Source organism: Streptomyces sp. NPDC059895, from assembly GCF_042731035.1.
Classification (GTDB): Bacteria; Actinomycetota; Actinomycetes; order Streptomycetales; family Streptomycetaceae; genus Streptomyces.
The window spans coordinates 73,996-92,716 of record NZ_JBHWKO010000021.1; the positions used below are offsets into that span (position 1 = coordinate 73,996).

At 74.3% G+C, this 18,721-nt stretch carries 14 protein-coding genes, 1 tRNA gene and 2 pseudogenes; 5 read left to right on the forward strand and 12 right to left on the reverse strand.

All coding sequences use genetic code 11. From position 1 onward, the window contains the following. Nucleotides 1-66 precede the first annotated feature (66 nt). Nucleotides 67-3,327 carry a S41 family peptidase gene (locus tag ACFV9M_RS23665; protein ID WP_385067668.1) on the forward strand — a complete coding sequence of 1,087 codons (3,261 nt, stop codon included), beginning with the start codon at nucleotides 67-69 and terminating at the stop codon, nucleotides 3,325-3,327. Between the two features lie 92 nt (nucleotides 3,328-3,419). Here ACFV9M_RS23665 and ACFV9M_RS23670 read toward each other — a convergent pair whose 3' ends face one another. The 4 genes from ACFV9M_RS23670 to ACFV9M_RS23685 all read right to left on the reverse strand — a co-directional run bounded on the left by ACFV9M_RS23670 (nucleotide 3,420) and on the right by ACFV9M_RS23685 (nucleotide 7,096). Next, on the reverse strand, nucleotides 3,420-3,665 hold the full coding sequence (locus tag ACFV9M_RS23670) for a hypothetical protein (protein WP_385067670.1): 246 nt from the start codon (nucleotides 3,663-3,665) through the stop codon (nucleotides 3,420-3,422). A gap of 88 nt (nucleotides 3,666-3,753) precedes the next feature. Further along, on the reverse strand, nucleotides 3,754-4,638 hold the full coding sequence (locus ACFV9M_RS23675; protein WP_385067673.1) for an SDR family oxidoreductase: 885 nt from the start codon (nucleotides 4,636-4,638) through the stop codon (nucleotides 3,754-3,756). Next, nucleotides 4,635-5,600, reverse strand: coding sequence for an alpha/beta fold hydrolase (locus tag ACFV9M_RS23680; RefSeq protein WP_385067676.1), 966 nt, complete (start codon nucleotides 5,598-5,600; stop codon nucleotides 4,635-4,637). Before ACFV9M_RS23680 ends, ACFV9M_RS23675 begins: the two co-directional genes overlap by 4 nt. Beyond that, nucleotides 5,597-7,096: a flavin-containing monooxygenase gene (locus tag ACFV9M_RS23685; RefSeq protein WP_385067679.1), complete on the reverse strand. Its 1,500-nt coding sequence runs from the start codon at nucleotides 7,094-7,096 to the stop codon at nucleotides 5,597-5,599. The genes ACFV9M_RS23680 and ACFV9M_RS23685 overlap by 4 nt, the downstream gene beginning before the upstream one ends. A gap of 177 nt (nucleotides 7,097-7,273) precedes the next feature. On the opposite strand from ACFV9M_RS23685, the gene ACFV9M_RS23690 reads away from it, so the two are divergent. Continuing rightward, entirely contained in the window at nucleotides 7,274-7,954 is a 681-nt protein-coding gene (locus tag ACFV9M_RS23690) for a MerR family transcriptional regulator (RefSeq protein WP_385067681.1), read from the forward strand. On the opposite strand, the gene ACFV9M_RS23695 is transcribed toward ACFV9M_RS23690, so the two are convergent. Next, entirely contained in the window at nucleotides 7,942-8,745 is an 804-nt protein-coding gene (locus ACFV9M_RS23695) for an exodeoxyribonuclease III (RefSeq protein WP_385067684.1), read from the reverse strand. The two genes, ACFV9M_RS23690 and ACFV9M_RS23695, sit on opposite strands and share 13 nt — an antisense overlap. Nucleotides 8,746-8,826: 81 nt before the next feature. On the opposite strand from ACFV9M_RS23695, the gene ACFV9M_RS23700 reads away from it, so the two are divergent. Further along, on the forward strand, nucleotides 8,827-9,327 hold the full coding sequence (locus tag ACFV9M_RS23700) for a GNAT family N-acetyltransferase (RefSeq protein ID WP_385067686.1): 501 nt from the start codon (nucleotides 8,827-8,829) through the stop codon (nucleotides 9,325-9,327). Here ACFV9M_RS23700 and ACFV9M_RS23705 read toward each other — a convergent pair. Together ACFV9M_RS23705 and ACFV9M_RS23710 are read right to left on the reverse strand one after the other, a co-directional pair. After that, entirely contained in the window at nucleotides 9,317-9,985 is a 669-nt protein-coding gene (locus ACFV9M_RS23705; protein ID WP_385067688.1) for a response regulator, read from the reverse strand. The genes ACFV9M_RS23700 and ACFV9M_RS23705 overlap by 11 nt on opposite strands. A 224-nt stretch (nucleotides 9,986-10,209) precedes the next feature. Continuing rightward, nucleotides 10,210-11,502 (reverse strand): annotated as a pseudogene (locus ACFV9M_RS23710) (sensor histidine kinase); the annotation flags it as partial. Between the two features lie 167 nt (nucleotides 11,503-11,669). On the opposite strand from ACFV9M_RS23710, the pseudogene ACFV9M_RS23715 reads away from it, so the two are divergent. Together ACFV9M_RS23715 and ACFV9M_RS23720 are read left to right on the forward strand one after the other, a co-directional pair. Further along, a pseudogene (locus ACFV9M_RS23715) lies at nucleotides 11,670-12,395 on the forward strand (ABC transporter ATP-binding protein); the annotation flags it as partial. 218 nt (nucleotides 12,396-12,613) lie between these two features. Further along, entirely contained in the window at nucleotides 12,614-15,016 is a 2,403-nt protein-coding gene (locus tag ACFV9M_RS23720) for an FtsX-like permease family protein (protein ID WP_385067691.1), read from the forward strand. A 189-nt stretch (nucleotides 15,017-15,205) separates the two neighbouring features. On the opposite strand, the gene ACFV9M_RS23725 is transcribed toward ACFV9M_RS23720, so the two are convergent. From ACFV9M_RS23725 to moaC, 5 genes are all read right to left on the reverse strand, one after another. Beyond that, a tRNA-Ala gene (locus ACFV9M_RS23725) sits at nucleotides 15,206-15,279 on the reverse strand. 86 nt (nucleotides 15,280-15,365) lie between these two features. Then, complete coding sequence (glpR, locus tag ACFV9M_RS23730) at nucleotides 15,366-16,778, reverse strand: gephyrin-like molybdotransferase receptor GlpR (protein ID WP_385067693.1); 1,413 nt, start codon at nucleotides 16,776-16,778, stop codon at nucleotides 15,366-15,368. 182 nt (nucleotides 16,779-16,960) lie between these two features. Further along, nucleotides 16,961-17,653, reverse strand: coding sequence for a GNAT family N-acetyltransferase (locus tag ACFV9M_RS23735; RefSeq protein WP_385067739.1), 693 nt, complete (start codon nucleotides 17,651-17,653; stop codon nucleotides 16,961-16,963). After that, a complete protein-coding gene (locus tag ACFV9M_RS23740; RefSeq protein ID WP_385067695.1) occupies nucleotides 17,650-18,183 on the reverse strand; it encodes a molybdenum cofactor biosynthesis protein B in 534 nt (177 codons plus the stop codon). Before ACFV9M_RS23740 ends, ACFV9M_RS23735 begins: the two co-directional genes overlap by 4 nt. Beyond that, nucleotides 18,180-18,659 carry a cyclic pyranopterin monophosphate synthase MoaC gene (gene moaC, locus ACFV9M_RS23745; RefSeq protein WP_385067697.1) on the reverse strand — a complete coding sequence of 160 codons (480 nt, stop codon included), beginning with the start codon at nucleotides 18,657-18,659 and terminating at the stop codon, nucleotides 18,180-18,182. Before moaC ends, ACFV9M_RS23740 begins: the two co-directional genes overlap by 4 nt. Between the last annotated feature and the right edge of the window lie 62 nt (nucleotides 18,660-18,721).

Consider the following 18,721-nt stretch of genomic DNA (forward strand, 5'->3'; position numbering starts at 1 on the left):
TGCTGGCTCACGTCCGTGAAGGACACATAAGTTGCCCGGCCCCTTTGACAGGAAAAGCATGGACAGGTGACCTATCTGCGCCTGCCGCACCTCAGCGGTGACCTGCTGTGCTTCGTGTCCGAGGACGACCTCTGGCTCGCCCCGCTCGACGGACCCGGCCGCGCCTGGCGGCTCACCGTCGACCGCGCCAAGGCCGGCCACCCCCGCTTCTCCCCCGACGGCCGCCACATCGCGTACACGAGCTGGCGGGGCCTCGTCCCCGAGATCCACCTGGTGCCGGTGGACGGCGGACCGGGACGGCGGCTGACGTACTGGGGCAGCCCGGACACCCAGGTGTGCGGCTGGACACCCCCCGACCAGGACGGGAACGCCGACATCCTCGCCGTCGCCTCCCACGGCGAGCCCTTCTCCCACTTCACCTGGGCCCACAAGGTCTCCCCCGACGGCGACCCCGGCCGCCGCCTCCCCTGGGGCCCCGCCTCCGACATCCAGGTCGCCGACCTCGACGGCGAACGGCGGACCCTGCTCCTCACCGGCACCCCGCCGCACGAACCGGCCGCCTGGAAGCGCTACCGCGGCGGCGCCACGGGCCGGCTCTGGCTGCACGGGCAGCGGCTGCTCGCCGACCTCGGCGGCCACCTCCACTCCCCCATGTTCGTCGGCGGCCGCATCGCGTTCCTCTCCGACCACGAGGGCACCGGCAACCTCTACTCCTGCGCCCACGACGGCTCCGACCTGCGCCGGCACACCGACCACGACGCCTTCTACGCCCGGCACGCCTCCAGCGACGGCACGCGGGTGGTGTACCAGTGCGCCGGTGACCTGTGGATCGTCGAGGACCTGTCCGAGGGCGCCGAGCCGCGCCGGCTCGACGTACGGCTGAGCGGGCCGCGCGCCGGGCAGCGGCCGTACCAGATCCCGGCCGCCCTCCACGTCGACGGGATCTCGGTGGACGAGACCGGGCGGGCCAGCGCCGTCGTCGTCCGCGGCAGCCTGTACTGGCTGACGCACCGGGACGGCCCCGCCCGGACCATCACCGACACCCCCGGAGTACGGGTGCGGCTGCCGGAGATGCTCGGCCCGGCCGGCCAGGTCGCCTATGTCACGGACGCCGAGGGCGAGGACGCCGTCGAGATCGCCTCCCTGCCGCGCGCCACCGGCGACCGCGCGCCGCGGCGGCTGGCCTCCGGGGAACTCGGGCGGGTGCTGGAACTGGTGGCCGACCCCGAGGGCGAGCGGCTCGCGATCGCCTCGCACGACGGACGGCTGCTGCTGCTCGACGCGAGCGAGGGGTCCAACGGGGAGGTCACGGAGCTGATCCGCTCGATCAACGGGCCCGTGCGGGACCTGGCGTTCTCCCCCGACGGCAGCTGGCTGACCTGGTCCCATCCCGGGATCGGACGCTCCCTGCGGCAGATCAAGTTGGCCCGGATCTCCGGGCTCGGCACGGGCGACCGGCTGATCGTCGACGTCACCAACGGCCGGTTCGAGGACGAGAACCCCGTCTTCACCCGGGACGGCCGCTACCTCGCCTTCCTCTCCTGGCGCGGCTTCGACCCCGTCTACGACGTGCACACCGGGGACCTGTCGTTCCCGCTGGGCTGCCGCCCCTACCTGGTGCCCCTGTCCTCCGCGACGCCCTCCCCCTTCGCGCTGAACCCCGAGGGGCGGCCCGCGGCCGGGGGACTGGACCCGCTGGAGGACGACGAGGGCGCCGACGGGGCGGTGACCGTCGAGGTCGAGGGGCTGGCGAACCGGGTGACACCGTTCCCGGTGGCCGCCTCCAAGTACTCGGCGCTGTGCCCGGTCGCCGGCGGCGGCCTGGTGTGGCTGCGCTGGCCGATCTCCGGCGCGCTCGGCGAGACCTTCGTCAACCCGGACGACACCAGCGGGCGCCCCACCCTGGAGTTCTTCAACATCAGCAAGGCGAAGAAGTCCGAACTCGTCGGCCACCTCGACTTCTTCGCGGTCAGCGGGGACGGCAGCCGACTGGTCGTCGCCGACGAGGGCGACCTGCGGGCCGTGCCCTCCACCGAGTCCGGCGACCTCGACTCCACCGTCTGGATCGACCTGCGCCGCATCATGCACGAGGTCGACCCGGGCGCCGAGTGGCGGCAGGCGTACGCGGAGGCCGGCCGGCTGATCCGCGCCTACTTCTGGGACCCCGGGATGTGCGGGATCGACTGGGACGCGGTACTGGAGCAGTACCGGCCGCTGGTCGACCGGGTCGCCTCCCCCGACGAGTTCGCGGACCTGCTGCGCGAGGTGCTCGGCGAACTGGGCACCTCGCACGCCTACGTCACCCCCGCCCGCCGCAACGAGGGCCCGCTCCACTACCAGCGCCGGCAGGGCCTGCTCGGCGCCAACTTCGTCCACCGGGACGGCGGCTGGACGGTCAAACGGATCCTGCCCGGCGACTCCTCCGACTCCAAGGCACGTTCGCCGCTGGCCGGCACCGGCATCCGGGAGGGGGCGGTGCTCACCCACGTGGACGGGCGGCCGGTGGACCCGGTGGCCGGGCCCTACCCGCTCCTCGCCCAGGCCGGCGGGACCACGGTCGAGCTCACCTTCACCCCGGCGGAGGGCGAGGCGGGCCGCGCGCGCCGCGTCGCCGTCGTCCCCCTCGTCGACGAACGGCCGCTGCGCTACCAGGACTGGGTCGCCAAACGCCGCGCCGTGGTCCGCGAACTGAGCGGCGGCCACTGCGGCTACCTGCACATCCCCGACATGGGCGGCTCCGGCTGGGCCCAGTTCAACCGCGACCTGCGCATGGAGGTCTCCCGGCCCGCGCTGATCGTGGACGTGCGCGGCAACGCCGGCGGGCACATCAGCGAACTGGTCGTGGAGAAGCTGACGCGCCGGATCCTCGGCTGGGACCTCACCCGCGACGCCCAGCCGGTGTCGTACGCCTCCAACGCGCCCCGGGGACCGGTCGTCGCGCTCGCCGACGAGGCCACCTCCTCCGACGGCGACATGATCACCGCCGCCTTCAAGCTGCTGAGGCTGGGCCCGGTCGTCGGCCAGCGGACCTGGGGCGGAGTCGTCGGCATGACCGGACGGCACCGGCTCGGCGACGGCACCGTCATCACCGTCCCGATGAACGCCGCCTGGTTCGACGCCTACGGCTGGTCCGTGGAGAACCACGGTGTCGCCCCCGACGTGGAGGCGCTGCGCACCCCGCTGGACTGGGCGGAGGGCCGCTACGCCCAACTCGACGACGCGGTACGCCTCGCCCTGGACCTGCTGCGGAACGAGCCCCCGGCCTCCCCGCCGGACCACTCGGACGTCCCGAACCGCTCCCGCCCCGAACTCCCGCCGCGCGCCTGACGAACGGCCGGCCCTTCGCGGAAGAAACCGCGGGGTGCCCTCCCGGCGAGACCGGAAGGGCACCCCACATTCACCGGCCGAGCCGAGCCCGACTACACGTCGTACTCGGCGTCCAGTCGGTCCTCGTCCTCGCGCTCGCGCTCACGACGGATGCGCTCCTGCTCGTGCTCGGGCCGCGTCCGCTCGTGCTCGGGCCGGGTGCGCCCGTGCTCGGGCTGCTCACCGCGCTCCGGACGGCGGCCGCGCTGCTGGGCCTGCTCCTTGGCCTGACCCACCTTCTGCTTGGCCTGGTCCTGCCACTGCTCGGCCTGCTCCTGGAACTTGTCCTTCATACCCATGTGGGTTCACTCCCGTTGAGGGTGAGGGAATCGGCCCTTGATCGGGCCTCGACCAGATTCACACGCAGGGAGGAACCGCGCATTTCGATCAACTACGCTGCGTAGTCCGGGCCTCCTCGTCCGCCGCCCCACCCGCGCCGACGAGCCCCGTGCGCATCCCCTGGAGCCTCGGCGCGAACCGCCTCATCTCCCGTTGCCCCACCGTCCCGATGAGCGCCGGGAGATACCCGCGCACCCCCTGCATCCCGCGCAGCCACCACTGCCCGTACACATGGGCGGCGCGCCGCTCGATCCCGGCGACGAGCCGGTCCACGGCCGGGCCCAGCGGGTACGTCTTGTTGGACGGCCACGGCAGCCGCTGCCTCAACTCCCGCATCACCTCGTCCTGATCGGCGCCGCGCACCATGTCGGTGTCGGTCCACGACAGGTAACCGATGCCGACGCGTACGCCCTTGTAGCCGACCTCGGCGCGCAGACTGTGCGCGTACGCCTCCACACCCGACTTGGACGCGCAGTACGCGGACATCATCGGCGCCGGGGTGATCGCCGCGAGCGAGGCGATCTGGAACAGGTAGCCGCGGCTCTCCGTCAGCAGCGGCAGGAAGGCGCGGGCGGTGACGGCCGAGCCCACCAGGTTGACCTCGATGACCCGGCGCCAGGACTCCGGGTCGGAGTCGGCGAACGGACCGCCGGTGGCGACACCCGCGTTGGCGACCACGACGTCCACCCTGCCGAAACGCTCCTTCACCTCCTGGGCGACCCGGCTCATCGCCTCGTGGTCGGTGACGTCGGCGTACCAGTGGGCGCTGTCGCCGTGCAGCCGCTCCGCGACCTGCTTGAGGGCGTCCGGCTCCAGGCCGACCAGCGCGATCCGCGCGCCGCGCGCGGAGAGCTTGCGGGCGAGGAGTTCGCCGACGCCGCGGGCGGCGCCGGTGACGACGACGACCTGTCCTTCGAGGCTGACCCTGCTCATGCGCCCTCCTTGAGCTGCGGTGCGTGGGTGGTGACGAGGTCCCGGATCGTCGCGGTCACCAGGTCGGGTGCCTCGACCGGGGTCATGTGGCCGATGCCGGGCAGTTCTCTCAGACCGGCGCAGTCCGGGAGCGCGTCGGCGATCCGGCGGGCGTGCACCGGCGGGGTCAGGCGGTCGGCCGTGCCCACGATCACCGCCGTCGGCACCGTCAACTCCCGCACGGCGTGGTCGAGATCGAGCAGGTCGAGGACGTGCGACCAGGAGTGGCGCACGGCGCGCGGGCAGGCGTGCACGATCCGGGCGCACGCGTCGACCAGGTGCGGGGCCGAACCGGCGCCCATCGTGGCGTACTTGAGGATCCGGCGGGCGACGGGGGTGACCGGGCCGAGCGGCGCCCTCGATCCGAGGACGCGTCCGGTCAGCCAGGTCCGCAGCCGGCCGGGGCGCAGGGGCAGCACGGTCGACTCGGCCACCAGCCGCGAACTGCCCGTGCTGCACAGCAGGGCGGCCGCCGCGTGCTCGCGGAAGGCGGGCCGGCCGGACGCCGCCATGATCGTCATCCCGCCCATCGAGTGTCCGGCGACGACCGCCTTCTCGCCCGGGGCGAGGGTGGCGGTGAGGACGGCCTCCAGGTCGTCGGCGAGGGCCTCGGTGCTGCACGCCGGGCTCGCCGGGGTGCGGCCGTGGCCGCGCTGGTCGTAGACGACGACCTTGTGGTCGGCGGCCAGGGACTCGACCTGGGCCGCCCAGAAGGCCGTCGAGCAGGTCCAGCCGTGGGCGAGGACGACGGCGGGCGCGGTGTCGGGGCCGTACACCTCCACGTGCAGCGAGGCACCGTCGGCGGAGACGGCGGTCAGCTCCCTCGGGGCGCGGACGACGCCCGTACGCCGGCCCGCGCGGTGGCCCGTGCCCGCGACCGCGTCACGGCGGGCGCCCATGCCTGCCTCGCGGCGGGCGCTCACGCCGTCGCCTCCGCCTTCTTCACGGCGGGCACGCGCAGGACCTCGTACTCGGCGAGGTCCACCCGCCGCGTCGCCCGGCGGAAGTCGGCCGTCGTGCCCGGCCAGATGGTGGTGTTGCGGCCGTTCGCGTCGAGGTACCAGCTGGTGCAGCCGCCCGTGTTCCAGACGGTGCGCTTCATCCGCTCCTGGACGCGGTGGTTCCAGGCCCGCACGGCGCCGGGGCGGGCGTCGAGGGCGGCGCGGCCGCCGAGGACGGTCAGCTGGCGGAGGTAGTCGGCCAGGTAGTTCAGCTGGGACTCGATCATGAGGATCATCGAGGAGTTCCCGAGGCCGGTGTTGGGCCCGATGATCGACATCCAGTTGGGGAAGCCGGCCGCGGAGGTGCCGCGCAGGGCCTCCATGCCGTCCTTCCAGGACTCCGCGAGGGTCCGCCCGTCGGCGCCGACGACCCGCTCGGCGATCGGCATGTCGGTGACGTGGAAGCCGGTGCCGAAGACGATCGCGTCGACCTCGGCCCGGCTGCCGTCGGCGGCGACGAGGGTGGAGCCGCGGACCTCGCGCAGCCCGCTCGCGACGACGTCCACGTTCGGGCGGGTGAGCGCCGGATAGTACGTGCTCGACAGCAGGATCCGCTTGCAGCCGATGCGGTAGTCCGGGGTGAGTTTGGCGCGCAGGGCCGGGTCCTTGACGGCGCGGGCCATGTTGCGCTTGGCGAGCTGCTCGACGAAGCCGAGTTCGTTCGGGTGCTTGGTGAAGGCCTGCACCTGGAGTTCGCGGATGCCCCACAGCAGGCCGCGGCGGGCCTGCGTGGTGACCGGCAGCCGCTGGTGCACCCAGCGCTCGGCGCGGCTGATGGGCCGGTCCATGCGGGGCATCACCCAGGGCGGGGTGCGCTGGAAGAGGGTGAGGCGGCCGACCTCCGGCTGGATGGCGGGCACGATCTGGATGGCCGAGGCGCCCGTGCCGACCATGGCGACGCGCTTGCCGGCGAGGTCGTAGTCGTGGTCCCAGCGGGCCGAGTGGAAGACCTTGCCGGGGAAGGAGTCCAGGCCCGGGATGTCCGGGATCTTCGGGTCGGACAGCGGCCCGGTCGCGGAGACGACGACGTCGGCGGAGAGCGGTCCGCTCGCCGTCTCGATGTCCCAGCACAGCCGCTCCGTGTTCCAGGTCATGCGCATGACCTCGGAGTCGAAGCGGAGATGGGGGCGCAGGCCGAAGGTGTCGGCGACGTGCTCCAGGTAGGCGCGGATGTGCTCCTGGCCGGAGAAGGTGCGCGGCCAGTCGGGGTTGGGCGCGAAGGAGAAGGAGTACAGGTGCGAGGGCACGTCGCAGGCGCACCCCGGGTAGCTGTTGTCCCGCCAGGTGCCGCCGACACTGCCGGCGCGTTCGAGGACGACGAAGTCGGTGATCCCCTCACGTCGCAGCCGCACCGCGGCCCCCAGTCCGCCGAACCCCGACCCGATCACCGCCACCCGCACATGCTCGTGCTCGGTCATCCCGACGCCTCCCTGCTCCGCGACCCTGCGTATCTGCCGATCCGCCCAACGCTGCTGCCGCCGCTGACGCGACTCTGCCAGTGAACACTGGCGCAATGGGAGCGTAGAGCAGCTCCGTACTGATGGGTAGGGGGCATGCGGAGGAAAGTTACCGTCGGTACGTCATAGGCTTCCGGCGTGGCGGACAAGCGGGAATACCGGACGGAGGAGCTGGCCGAGGCGGCCGGCATCACGGTGCGCACCCTGCGCTTCTACCGCGAACGGGGCCTGCTCGCGCCACCCCGCCGCGAGGGCCGCATCGCCTGGTACGACGACCACCACCTCGCCCGCCTGCGCACGGTCGCCGCCCTGCTGGAGCGCGGCCACACCCTCACCGGCATAGCGGAACTCGCCGAGGCCTTCGACCACGGCCGCGACGTCGCCGACCTGCTCGGCGTCGGCACCCCCACCGAGGAGGAGCCGGTCCGCCTCACCCCCGAGGAACTCGCCGCCCGCTTCGAGGGCCAGGTCACCCCCGACAACCTCGCCGCCGCCCTCGACCTCGGCTACCTGGGCACCGACGGCGACGAGATCGTCCACATCAGCCGCCGCCTGCTGGACGTCTCCACCGCCCTGGTCCGCGAGGGCATCCCGCTCGCCGACGTCCTGGCCGCCGGCGCCCGCGTCCGCGCACACGCCGACGCCCTCGCCGACCTCTTCGCCGACCTGGTCCTCCGCCACGCCGCCGAGGACGACCTGCCCCGCCTGCGCCCGCTGGCCCGCAGCGTGGTGGAGGCGGAACTGTCGCTGGCCCTGGACCGCAGACTCGGGCACGGCCGCGAGGACCTGAAGCCCCTGCCGCGGGATCAGAGGTCGTAGACGACGGTCACCGGCGCGTGGTCCGACCAGCGCTCGGCGTGCGTGGCCGCCCGCTCGACGGAGCCCTTGACGGCCTTGGCCGCGAGGCCGGGCGTGGAGACGTGGTAGTCGATGCGCCACCCTGCGCCGTTGTCAAAGGCCCGCCCCCGATACGACCACCACGTGTACGGGCCCGTCGCGTCCGGGTGCAGGGCGCGGACCACGTCCACGTAGCCGCCCGCCTCCGGGGTGAGCACCTGCGTCAGCCACTCGCGCTCCTCCGGCAGGAAGCCGGAGCTCTTCTGGTTGGCGCGCCAGTTCTTCAGGTCGGCCTGCTGGTGGGCGATGTTCCAGTCGCCGCACACCAGGACCTCGCGGCCGTCGGCGGCGGCGCGTTCGCGCAGTTCCTTGAGGTGGGCGAGGAACTCGGACATGAAGCGGACCTTCTCGTCCTGGCGGTCGGTGCCGACCTCGCCGGAGGGGAGGTAGAGGGAGGCGACCGTGACGCCGGGGAGGTCGGCCTCGACGTAGCGGCCGGAGGTGTCGAACTCCGACGAGCCGAAGCCGACCCGGACCGCGTCCGGCTCACGGCGGCTGTAGAGGGAGACGCCGGCGCGGCCCTTGGCGGCGGCGGGGGCGTGGGTGACGTGCCAGCCCTCGGGGGCGCGGACCTCCTCGGGCAGTTGCTGCGGCTCGGCGCGCACCTCCTGGAGGCACAGCACGTCGGCGGAGGTCCCGGCGAGCCACTCCACGAAGCCCTTCTTCGCGGCGGCGCGCAGCCCATTCACGTTCACGGAGGTCACGGTCAGCACCCGGGCACGATACCTGCACACTGTACGAGGTCCAGTTTTTGTCCACCACCCATTGACCTGCATGGATGTACCGTGAGCCGCATGTCTATACGTCGCGTTTCCTTCGACCACCCCGACGCCGTCAAGCTGAACGACGAGGTCCAGGCCGAGTACCACGAGCGGTACGGCGACGGCGGCGACGCCACGGTCCTGGAGCCGGCCGATTTTCATCCGCCCCGGGGCGTGTACTTCATCGCGTACGACGAGCGGGAGCGGCCCGTCGCCACCGGCGGCTGGCGCAGCCAGGACGCGAACGGCGAGGGCAACCAGGACGGGGACGCCGAGCTCAAGCGGATGTTCGTGATCAGGGAGATGCGCGGCCGGGGGCTGGCCCGGCGGATCCTCACCGCGCTGGAGGAGGACGCGCGGGCCGCGGGGCGCCGGCGGATGGTGCTGGAGACCGGCACCGAGCAGCCGGAGGCCATCGCGCTGTACACGACCAGCGGCTACGAGCCGTGCACCAAGTTCGGCTACTACCGGTTCCACGAGTCGAGCCGCTGCTACGCCAAGCCCCTCGCCCCGGTCGTGACGCCTAACTCCTGAGGTAGGCCAGGACCGCGAGGACCCTGCGGTGGGTGTCCTCCGCAGGGGGGAGGTCCAGCTTGGTGAGGATGCCGCCGATGTGCTTGCCCACGGCCGCCTCCGAGACGACCAGCGCCCGCGCTATCGCGCCGTTGGACTTCCCCTCCGCGACCAGCGCCAGGACCTCCCGTTCGCGCGGGGTGAGCCGGGACAGCGGGTCGCGGCGGCGGCGCAGGAGCCGGCGGACGACCTCCGGGTCGACCACCGTGCCGCCGGACGCCACCTCGGCGAGCGCGTCCACGAACTCCTCGACGTGGCCCACGCGGTCCTTGAGGAGGTAGCCGACGCCGGTGCCGTCCCCGGAGTCGAGGAGTTCGGCGGCGTAGGCGCGCTGCACGTACTGGCTGAGGACGAGGACGGGCAGGCCGGGGTGGTCGGCGCGCAGGCGGACCGCCGCGTGCAGGCCCTCGTCCTGGAAGGCGGGCGGCATGCGGACGTCGGTGACGACGATGTCGGGGGCGTGCCGGCCGACCGCCGCGGGCAGGGCTTCCGCGTCCCCGACCGCCGCGACGACCCGGTGGCCGAAGCGCGCGAGCAGGGCCGTCAGGCCGTCGCGCAGCAGGACACTGTCCTCGGCGAGGACTACGCGCAGGCCGTTTCCCCCGCCGGCCCGGGGCACCGCGGGTCCGTGTCCTTCGGGTCCGTGTCCTTCGGGTCCGTGTCCTTCGGGTCCGTGTCCTTCGGGTCCGTGTCCTTCGGGTCCGTGTTCTTCGGGGCGGGCGCCGTCTTCGGGCCGGTTTCCGTCAGGCCGGTTTCCGTCAGGCCGGTTTCCGTCAGGCCGGTTTCCGTCAGGCCGGTTTCCGTCAGGCCGGTGTTCGTCGGGTCGGTGTCCGTCAGGCCGGTGTCCGTCGGCTCGCAAGGGATCTCCACACGCAGCAGGGTCGGTCCGCCCGGCGGGCTGGTCAGCGACAGTCTTCCATCGAGCACCGACACCCGGTCGGCGAGTCCGGTGAGGCCGGTGCCGCGCGTGGCGTCGGCGCCGCCCCGGCCGTCGTCGGCCAGTTCCAGGACGAGCCGGCCGTCCCGGTGCCCCCCGCGCAGCCGGACGCGGCTCGCCCCGCTGTGCCGGGCCACGTTGGCGAGCGCCTCGCGGACCACGAAGTAGGCGGCGGTCTCGACGGGGTCGGGGAGGCGGCGCGCGAGGTCGAACTCCAGGTCCACGGGGACGGGCGAGCGGTCGGCGGCGTCGGCCACGGCGGCTCCGAGGCCGTAGTCGGCGAGGACCTTCGGATGGATGCCGTGGATCAGCTCGCGCAGTTCGGCCAGGGCGGCGCCGGCCTCCTCGTGGGCCTTGGCGAGCCGGGCGGCGAGGGGACCGCCGGGCGGGGCGTCGAGACGGGCCAGGCCGAGGGTCATGGTCAGGGCGACGAGGCGTTGCTGGGCGCCGTCGTGCAGGTCGCGTTCGATACGGCGGCGCTCCGTCTCGAAGGCGTCGACGAGGCGGGCGCGGGAGCGGGCGAGTTCGACGACCCGGGCGGACGGGTCGCCGTCGCGCGGGGCGAGGAGCAGCCGGGTCAGGGCGGCCCGGGCGGCGGCCGCGACGCCGAGGACGTAGGCGCCGGCGGCCAGCAGCAGCACGCCGAGGGCGGCCGCGAGGAAGGCGGTCGGCCCGTCGGTGACCATCCACACCTTGAGCACCTTCGTCTCACGGCCCTCGCCGACCGTCGCCAGCAGGACCGGTGTCGCGGTCAGCGACAGGGGCAGGGCCGCGGCCACGGTGAGCAGGAGGGCCTCGACCGGCCAGAGCAGGCACGCGGTGAGGAGGGTGTGGCCGAGGGCGCGCCAGGTGGCGCGTTCGCGCAGGCGGGTGGTGAGCCAGCTGCGCAGGCCGGGGGCGGGGGGCTCGGCGTGCGGGCCGGGGGCCTCGTCCCCGTCCACCAGTCGCAGGCGGCGGCGTTCCAGGGCGGCGACGGGCAGTCCGGCGAGGGCGAGGGCCGCGAGGAGGGGCAGTCCGACCAGGGCGACCGCCAGGACCCCTCCCACGGCCGCCCACATCACCAGGCCCACCAGCACCGCCGCCCCGGCCACCGCGCCGCTCAGCAGGTAGGCGGCGGCCCGCCAGGGCCACGGCGACAGCAGGTAGCGCGGGTGGGAGAGGGCCTGCCGGACGGAGACCGGTGCGGTTCGGGGGGCCATGCGGATCACCGTAGAGGCCGGGGGCGGGGGCGGGCCATCCGTTCAGGGGGAGGTCCGGGGGTATGCCTGGCCCTACCCCGGGTCTCGTCCCTGCCCCAGAGACCGGGACCGTCGCCCCGCGGTTTCGTGGTGCCCCTGACACCGAACCCCGGGGAGCAGGGACCGAGATGACCGACCAAGCCGTCCGACTGACCGCCGTCCGCCGCCGCTACGGACCGAAGGCCGCCCGGGTGACCGCGCTCGACGACGTCACCCTCGCGCTGCCCCGCGGCTCCTTCACCGCCGTCATGGGGCCGTCGGGGTCGGGCAAGTCGACGCTGTTGCAGTGTGCCGCGGGACTGGAACGGACCGACTCGGGGTCGGTGCGGATCGGCGGGACCGAGCTGACCGGGCTGAGCGAGCGGCGGCTGACGCTGTTGCGGCGGCAGCGGATCGGGTTCGTGTTCCAGGCGTTCAACCTGCTGCCCGCGCTGACCGCCGAGCAGAACGTGGCCCTGCCCCTGCGGCTGGCCGGCCGGCGCCCGGCGAAGGCGCGGGTGCGGGAGGCGCTGCGGCAGGTCGGGCTCGCGGACCGGGCCCGCCACCGGCCGGCCGAGCTGTCCGGCGGGCAGCAGCAGCGGGTCGCGCTGGCCCGCGCGCTGATCACCCGGCCCGAGGTGCTGTTCGCTGACGAGCCGACCGGCGCGCTCGACCCGGCGGCCGGCCGCCAGGTGCTGACCCTGCTGCGCGGCATGGCCGACACGGAGGGCCGGACGGTGGTGATGGTCACCCACGACCCGGTCGCCGCGTCGTACGCGGACCGGGTGGTGTTCCTGGTCGACGGCCGTGTACACGGCGAACTCACCGGGGTGGTGGACGCGGAGACGATCGCGGCGCGGATGGCGGGGCTGGAAGGCGGACGACCGGAGACCTGCCGCCCGGACGCGCGACACCTGAGCGCACCCCAGCTGAGCGCACCTCAGCTGAGCGCACCTCAGCTGAGCGCAACCCATCTGAGCGCAACCCATCTGAGCACACGTCACCCGAGCACACGTCACACGAGCGCACGTCAGTTGAGTGCACCTCACCTGAGCACTGCTCAGCCGGGGACCGCCGGGACGGAGGGTGCCCCGTGCTGAGTGTCGCGGTGCGTACGCTGCGCGCCCGGTGGGCCGCGTTCGTCGGAAGTGCCGTCGCCCTCGCGGTGGGGGTGGGGCTGCTCGTCGTGATGGGGCAGGCGTTGGCGGCGGCCGCTCAGGCGCCGGTGCGGGCGCCGGAGCGGTTCGCGGTGGCGCCGGTGGTGGTGCGGGGGCAGGACGCGGTGCGCGTGGCGACGCCGATCGGGGTGCGGACGTCCCGGTTGGCGCACCCGCGGGCGGTGCCCGCCCCGGTCGTCGCCGCGTTGCGGGCGCTCGGGCCGGTCACCGAGGACCGGTCCTTCCCGGTGCGGGTGACGGGCGGCCCCGGCACACTGGTCGGTCATCCCTGGTCGACGGCGCGTTTCGCCCCGTACGAGCTGAGCGCGGGGCGGGCGCCCCGGGCGGACGACGAGGTCGTGATCACCGGTGACTGGGCCGGTGTGGGCGACCGGCTGAGCGACGGGACCCTGGTCGTGGGGACGGTGCGGGGGCTCGGGTTCGAGAACGCCGTGTTCTGCACGGACGCCCGGGCCGCTCGCCTGGCGCCGCGGTCGCGGCAGTTGGTGGTGCGGGCGGACCCCGCCGCCGTACGGGCCGTCGTCGACGGCTCCGGGGCGCGGGTGCTCACCGGGGACGACAGGCGGCTCGCCGACGCCCGTCCCGAGCGGGACGAGGAGGCCCTCACCGCGCTGAACGCCCTGTTCGGGACGGCGGGCGGGGTGACCGCGTTCGTGTCGGTGTTCGTCGTGGCCTCCGCCTTCGCCTTCGCGGTCGAGCGGCGGCGCCGGGAGTTCGGGCTGCTGCGCACGGCGGGCGCCACCCCGGGCCAGGTGCGCCGGACGGTGCTCGCGGAGGCGTCGCTGGTCGGCGTGGTCGCCTCGGCGGCGGGCTGTGTGCTCGGCGGGTACGCGGCGCCGCTGCTGGGCGGGGTCGTCGTCGACGGCGGGCTCGCGCCGGACTGGTACGCGATCGGCGGCCGTACCTGGCCGTACCCCGTCGCCTTCCTCACCGGTGTGGTGGTGGCCCTGTCCGGCGCGGCCGTGGCGGCCTGGCGGGCCGGACGGACGGCGCCGGCGCAGGTGTTGCGGGAGGCGTCCGCGGACGGGCGGGCGCTGCCGTGGGGGCGGCGGGTGTGCGGGGCGGCGCTGCTGGTGACGGCCCTCGCGAGTCTGGCGTACGCGCTGGCCGCCGACCCGGCGGACCTGCTGCACCGCAAGACGTACATCAGCCGGCCCATGCTGCTCATCACGGCGGTCGCGGTGCTCGCGCCGGTGCTGGTACGGCCGTTGGTGCCGCGGCTGCCGGGCACGACCGGGCTGCTGGTGCGGGCGAACGCCGTCGCCGGGGTCCGGCGCACCGCCGCCGTCGCGGCGCCCGTACTGGTGACCGTGGCCCTCGCGGGCTCGCTGCTGGGCACCACGGCCACGCTGGACGAGGCCCGGGCGGTGGAGGCCGGGGAGCGGACGCGGGCGGACTTCGTGGTCACCCCGGCCGACGGAACCTCGCTGGACGGCACGGCACTTGACCGGCTGCGGCGGGTGCCCGGCACCGTCGTGTCGGCGTCCTCCGCGACCGCCGTCCACACCCTGGAGGACGGGGTCGCGCTGGTGCGGTCCGAGGCGCGGGCCGTGGATCCGGCGCTGCTCACCGGGACCGTGGGGCTGCCGGTGACGGCCGGGCGGGTCGCGGACCTCGACGACGGGTCGATCGTGGTGAACGAGGAGTGGGCCGAGCACCGGGTGGGGCGGCGGGTGCGGGTGTGGCTGGGCGACGGAACGGCGAGGACGCTGCGGATCGTCGCCGTCCTGGCCATCGGGACGGGGGACAACGGGGTGTACGTCAGCGCGGCGAACGCGGGCGGGGCCGGCGTGGACCGGGTCGACGTGCGGGTGCGGGCGGGCGGCGACGCGGCGCGGGTCGCGGCCGGGCTGCGGGCGGTGGACGGGGTGCGGGTGGCGAGCCGGGCGGAGTGGGTGGCGGCCGCCCGCCCGGAGACCGACCGGACGGCCCGGCTCGGGATGCTGCTGGTGCTGGGCATCGCCCTCCTCTACGCCGGCCTCTCCCTCGCCAACACCCTGGTCATGGCCCGCGCCGAGCGCGCCCGGGAGGTGGCGGTGCTGCGGCTGGCCGGGGCGACCGGCGGGCAGGTGCTGTGGTGTGCGGCGGCCGAGGCGCTGACCGTCGTCGCGGTGGGCGCGGTGCTGGGGCTGCTGGTGACGCTCGTCGGCCTGGCCGGGACGGTCGGGGCGCTGGCGCTGCTGTCGGCGCCGGTGACGGTCGTGGTGCCGTGGGCGGCGCTGGGGTGGACGGCGGGGGCGTGTGCGGTGCTGGCGGTCGTCTCCGCCGTGGTGCCGACGGCTTTCGCCCTGCGACACCCGTCGGGAACGCCCACCTGAGGCTCACCGCACCGGGATCCGCCCGGGCCCCGCCCCATGCCTCGCGGAACGGCCCTACGCTCACCGCGACTTCCGTACCGGCGCGTCCGCACCAGGACGCCCGTCGGCGGAGGTGCCTGCCGGCGGAGAGGAGAAACCGGCATGGCAAGGGGCCCGTTCCTGTTTCCAGGAACGGGCCCCTATGCTGCGTGGACCTGAGGGGATTTGAACCCCTGGCCCCCTCGATGCGAACGAGGTGCGCTACCGGACTGCGCCACAGGCCCTTGCAACGAGTGAAACTCTAGCACCCCGGTCGGGCTGCTTGGAAATCCGTTCGCGGGCCCGACCAGCGGCCCCGTCGCGGCGGAGGTCACTCGTTGGCGGCCCGGGGCCGTTCGCCGTCCTCGTACTGGTCGAACAGCGGCGTACGGCCCCGCTCGCGGGAGCGGCGGGCCGAGGCGGCGCGGCGCGCGTCGCTGCGTTCGTCGCCGTCGGCCCTGGCCGCGTCCCCGGGCTCCCCGGCGGCCGGGTCGGCGCCGGCGTCGGCGTCCCGTGGCCCGTCCGCCGCCTCGTGCTCCGGTGCCACGGCGCTGGAGCGGGCCGAGCTCCACGCGTCGGGCGCCCCGAGGTCGACCCCGGCCGTGGCCCGTGGCGCGACCGGCGCGGTCACGTACGTCGGCAGCGGCACGGGCACCGGGTCCCAGCTCTCGCCGTGGCCCGGGCGCCGCTGCCGTTCGCGCTGCTGGTCGACCCACTCCGCGTGGTCGGTCTGCTCGACGAGCGCCCTGCGGTCGGCGGCGAGGGCGAGCAGTCCCGGGTCGGTCTCCGGCTCGGGGTCCTCGTGCGGCTCCTCTGCGGCGGCGTCGAGGCCGTCGTCGGCCGGCGCGGTGGCGCCGGCGGGGGTCCGGCGGCGCGGCTGGCGCTCCCGCAGCCGCTGCGCGGCGGCCTCGGCCTGCTTTCGGTCCATCTGGAAGGCGAAGCGGCGGCGCTCCTGGGAGCGCAGGTACGCGATGTACGCGCTGAGCAGGACGGCGGGCACCCCGGGTGCCCACAGGAACGCGAGCCCTCCGACGGCGGCGACGATCGCGCCCAGCGTGAACGCGAGGAAGAGCATCACCGTGGTGCGCCTGCGGCGCGCGAGCACCTTCGAGCGCTGGGCACGCGCGGCGGCCGCCTTCGCGGACGCCGGCGTGGGGGCGGAGACGAAGGCGGGGGCGGTCGCGGACGCCGGTGCGGGGGGTGTGCGCCGGGCGTCGGGCACGCGCGGGTGCGCGGGCGCGGGCGCGGCGGCCGGTTCGTGGACGGCCTGGGCCGCCGCTTCGCGTCCCCGTTCGCGCACCGGTTCGCGTCCCGGTTCGCGTCCCGGTTCGCGTCCCGGTTCCCGCACAGGTTCGCGCACCGGTTCGTGCACTGATTCCCGCACCGGTTCGCGCGTCGGATCCGGGCGCTCCTGCACCCGTTCCTGGTCGCGCTCCCGTTCCTGGACCGTCGCCGTGGCCTGGGGGCGGGTCGGAGGCATGGCGAAGGCCCGGACGTCCACCGAGTCGGTGGCGGCGTCCGGCGCGTCGGCGTCGGGCTCCCCCTCCTCGGCGGAGCGCGCCCGCAGGTCCTTGGCGTACCGGCGCTCCATCCCCGCCCGTCCGGACAGCAACCGGATGGCGGTGCTGAAGCGTTCCGTCGGACGGGCCTCATTCAGCTCGTCCTGCCTACGGAGCCACATCGGCACCAAGTAGGCGGCCCAGGCCCCGACAATGACTGCGTAGATGAGGCCGCTGCTGCTCACGCCTCACACGGTAGAGGGGTTTGCGTGAGGCCATCCGCCAATTGGGCCGGTGTGTCGCACGATCTGGCTGATATTTCGAGCTTTTTTTGCGACCGGTCCGATCGACGGGAGCCCGAACCGGGAATTCCGGAACCCCGGAACGTCGCCGGACGATCAACACTCCGTCATTATCGAACGTTTATTCAATTTATCGGGCCGCTGTGATGACCGGGGGCGTGACCGGGGGCGTGACCGGGGGTGTTCTGCGGGTCGCGCGGAGCGTTCCGGGAGCGTGTGTGCCGCCAGCGGCTCAGCAGGCCCTCGGGCACTTCCTCCGCCGTGAGCGCGAAGACGAGGTGGTCGCGCCAGGCCCCGTCGATGTGGAGATAACGCGGTCGCAGCCCCTCCTCACGGAATCCGAGTTTCTCCACGACCCGGCGGCTGGGCCCGTTCTCGGGCCGAATGCAGACCTCTACGCGGTGCAGGCCGACGCTCCGGAAACAGTGGTCCACGGCGAGCGCCACGGCCGTCGGCATCACCCCGCGGCCGGCCACGGCCTCGTCCACCCAGTAGCCGACGTGCCCGGAGCACATCGAGCCCCAGGTGATCCCGGCGACCGTCAACTGCCCGACCAGCCGCCCCTGGTACTCGATGACGAACGGCAGCATGCGGCCCGCGTTCGCCTCGGAGCGCAGGTGCCGGACCATCTGGCGGTAGGTGGGGCGGTGCGCGATCGGCCCGCTCGGCGCGGGCGGCGGGATGGTCGCCTCCCAGGGGCGCAGCCAGTCCCGGTTGCGCCGGTTGACCTCGCGCCACGCCCGCTGGTCGCGCAGCTTTATCGGCCGCAGGACGATGTCGCCCTCCGCGAGTTCGACGGGCCAGGACGGGCTGTTCAGCTCGCACCCCCAGAACTGGCGCCGGGTCTGCGGTGGTCACCGCCGCGAAGCTGGTCGACGGCGTGCCCCAGCAGGGGCTCCAGGACGGCCAGCCCGTCCTTCACCCCGCCGGTCGACCCCGGCAGGTTGACGATCAGGGTGCGGCCCGCCACCCCGGCCAGGCCCCGGGAGAGCGCGGCGGTCGGCACCTTGTCCCGGCCGAACGCCCGGATGGCCTCGGCGATGCCCGGCACCTCGTGGTCGATCACCCGGCGGGTGGCCTCCGGGGTGCGGTCGGTCGGCGAGATACCGGTGCCGCCGGTGGTGACGACGACGTCGTAACCGTCGGCCACGGCGGCCCGCAGGGCGGCCTCGACGGGGTCGCCGTCCGGCACGACGCGGGGGCCGTCGACCGCGAACCCGTAGCGCGCCAGCCCGTCGGCGATCAGCGGGCCGCCCCGGTCCTCGTAGACACCGGCGGCGGCCCGGTTGGAGGCCGTCACGACCAGCGCACGGTACGGTGCTCCGCCTCCCGAGGCGTCCTGTGTCATGACCGGCTCCAGTCGCCCGACTTGCCGCCCGTCTTCTCCTCCACGCGCACGTCCGTGATGACCGCCTTCTTGTCGACCGCCTTCACCATGTCGATCACGGTGAGCGCGGCGACGGAGACCGCGGTGAGCGCCTCCATCTCGACTCCCGTGCGGTCCGTCGTCCTCACGGTGGCGACGATCTCCACGGCGTCGTCCGCGACCGACAGGTCCAGTTTCACACCGGACACGGCCAGGGGGTGGCACAGCGGAATCAGGTCGGGGGTGCGTTTGGCGCCCATGATGCCCGCGATCCGCGCGGTCGCCAGGGCGTCGCCCTTGGGGACCCCCTCGCCGCGCAGCAGCTCGACCACGCGGGGCGAGACGAGGACGCGTCCGCTGGCGCGCGCGGTGCGCGCGGTCACGTCCTTGCCGGATACGTCGACCATGCGGGCCGCGCCCGCCTCGTCGATGTGCGTCAGTCGGTCCTGCCTGCTCATGCCTGCTCGCGCTCCCGGTCCGGGCCCGGCGCGGTGCGGCGCTCGGGCCTGTTGTGCGCGAC

Coding starts and splice junctions, on each gene's coding strand:
- ACFV9M_RS23670 (WP_385067670.1), bottom strand. CDS start 3,665: ATGGGTATGAAGGACAAGTTCCAGGAGCAGGCCGAGCAGTGGCAGGAC.
- ACFV9M_RS23675 (WP_385067673.1), bottom strand. CDS start 4,638: ATGAGCAGGGTCAGCCTCGAAGGACAGGTCGTCGTCGTCACCGGCGCC.
- ACFV9M_RS23685 (WP_385067679.1), bottom strand. CDS start 7,096: ATGACCGAGCACGAGCATGTGCGGGTGGCGGTGATCGGGTCGGGGTTC.
- ACFV9M_RS23700 (WP_385067686.1), top strand. CDS start 8,827: ATGTCTATACGTCGCGTTTCCTTCGACCACCCCGACGCCGTCAAGCTG.
- ACFV9M_RS23740 (WP_385067695.1), bottom strand. CDS start 18,183: ATGACACAGGACGCCTCGGGAGGCGGAGCACCGTACCGTGCGCTGGTC.
- moaC (WP_385067697.1), bottom strand. CDS start 18,659: ATGAGCAGGCAGGACCGACTGACGCACATCGACGAGGCGGGCGCGGCC.